At 46.8% G+C, this 2,400-nt stretch carries 1 protein-coding gene and 1 pseudogene; one reads left to right on the forward strand and one right to left on the reverse strand.

The features are described 5' to 3' along the window. Positions 1-125 (forward strand): annotated as a pseudogene (locus tag RW114_RS20415) (IS1595 family transposase); the annotation flags it as partial. Between the two features lie 186 nt (positions 126-311). On the opposite strand, the gene RW114_RS20420 reads toward RW114_RS20415, so the two are convergent. Next, on the reverse strand, positions 312-1,943 hold the full coding sequence (locus RW114_RS20420) for a fibronectin type III domain-containing protein (protein ID WP_340124566.1): 1,632 nt from the start codon (positions 1,941-1,943) through the stop codon (positions 312-314). Positions 1,944-2,400 lie beyond the last annotated feature (457 nt).

Consider the following 2,400-nt stretch of genomic DNA (forward strand, 5'->3'; position numbering starts at 1 on the left):
TAGCTACCAAATACTTGCCAAACTACCTGGGCTGGCGACGGGCTTTTGAACAACACTGCCAACTCACGCCGGAAACCCTACTCAATGCTGCTCTGGGGAATTTTCAATATTTAACGATGACATAGCCTATAAAAAAGAAGTACTCTCGATGCCATGCAGGTGACTTAAAGAGCTTTTTTGACATGGCGCGATTGCCATAGAATAAAGGGTGTGAGCGGCATGACACCGCAATCTAGCGTAACTCGCCTGACCGCTCATACCCCGATTATTTCTATGGCAACGGCATTCCATTGCTGTTGCCCAGGGTTTGTTTACCGTATCGCGGTTATTACATAACAAGCGGAAACACTCCCAACGCCGGCAATAGTTGCTAGATTGTTTAGTGAAGTCGCGTTCGACTGCTCGGTTCGAAATGCGTACCCTTTTCCAATGATTTGGTAGTCTGTTCCATTCGAACTCACGTAAGCGTTATATTTGTGATTGGACAAATTCACGTAGAGTCGAAACCGATAAGTCTTGCCGGAGGTATACGGAATCGAGGTATTAGCCTTGTAACTCCCGCCATTTCGCGCATCGATCTTTCCGCTGGTATTGAACCGGACTATGACGGCCAAATCGCTATAGTTAAACGCAGTGCCATTGGATAGCCCGAAAACACCATCGATATTCGAGCCGGATGGAGTCGCGTTGAATTCGACGGTCATGGTGCTGGTGGTGGACGGCAGTGAAGTACTAGCCCAAATACCGCTACTTGAGATACAGTCGGCTGCGGTCTTAAATGTCTGGTCACCGGAAAACGCCAAATTGTCAGACGCATCGCCCGACTTGACCAGATAGTGATAGGTGGTGCCCATTGTTAATCCCGTGAGTTGGACACTGTGATGAGTGGCCAGCGAGGAATCAAGAATGCTGGATTGTCCGTAAGCGGCCGTCGGCCCATATTCCACTTGGGTGTCAGCAGGCTCGTCAGTTGTCCACGTTAATGTGGCGCTATCCGATTTGACGTTTTCAGAAGAAATACTACTTAGCACAGGCTGTGTGTTATCAGGCGTATTCGCCGCCATCGGAGATATCTCGCGAACGCTCATCATTTTATAAACCAGTCCGTTGGTACCGACATTGTCGCTTCTCCAGTAGACAGAGATATTGGATTTGCCTGACTCGGATCCAGCGCGAGCATCAGAGTTTGCTAGCTTCAACGCAGGGTCAATACCTGCTTTGCAAGGTTCCCCATCCACACCAAAATTCGATCCCGTGTCAATGAATTCGTTCACTTTGTACCAGTTGCCGCCATTCAAGCCGTCAGTCTGGTCCATCCACAATTCCAGTTTAACGTTACCGTTAGCCAAGTCGTAAACGACATACTTGTAACCGATCCAGACATTTTTCGGGAAGCCACCAGACCAAATGGTCTTGTTTTGAATGGCGGTGGATTTTGGATGACTTGTTTCCTTCTCGAAGTCGATGTGGCCATCGTAACGAATCCGCGCGGCCATCCCTCGAGTATCGCAAAGATTAACTGTTTCCGAGCCGGTGGTGCCGTGATTAGTCCGTGCAACACCGACGATCCCGCCGTAAATCGTACCGCTATCGGCGACTCGCATCGCATAGACGGTCATTTCAACGTCGCGCCAGCTGTTGAGTTTCGCCGGATCGTGAATGTACATGCGAGGCACCGATCCGGAAATCTTGAATAGCCCTTTGCCGTCTACCGAATAAGAAGCGTCGCCATGATTTGCATCGAACCAGGCATCTTGTGGATCACTACCGGTAAATGATCGCGAGACACCGTTGTCCCAAGTGGAAACCCATTCATTTCCTCCACTGAGGGAGGGGTAAATTTTACTTACACCAAAAGAATCTACGGCTCCGGCGGTCACTGTTGTAGCGATTAGTCCAGAGGTGAAGAGAAAACATGCCAGAAGCAAAAATTTTAGGCTCATTACTTTGTATAACGTTGAACAATTTGAATGGACTTGTTACCAAAAGCCTGCTAACCCTGATTTCAAGCTTCCCTTTGCCGAACAATATGCTCCGCTAGCTATCTTTTTAGTATAGCATAATTGGTTTAGATATCGCTAAAAATGTTTTTCATTCGACATTTCGATCAAAATCCATAATATTGTCTATGACCTGCTATCAAGAAGTCACCTGCCATCAGTAGACATCTTTCCTAAAGGCTATGTCATCGTTAACTATGGAATTTTTTATTTCTTTTTCATAAAATAAGCCATGTAGGTTTTCAATTGGAGATCATCATGAAAAACGCCGAGTTTTTTCAATTAATTACTGCAATCCGTGAATTAGATCATCACCAGCGCAAACTGCTGAACGCTGCCTTAAATCAACTATCCGACGAACCCAAAGTCCTCGAATTGATTGAGTCCTGCTTTGATGCTA

The sequence above is a fragment of the Methylobacter svalbardensis genome (genome assembly GCF_037671525.1).
Taxonomy (GTDB): Bacteria; Pseudomonadota; Gammaproteobacteria; order Methylococcales; family Methylomonadaceae; genus Methylobacter_A; species Methylobacter_A svalbardensis.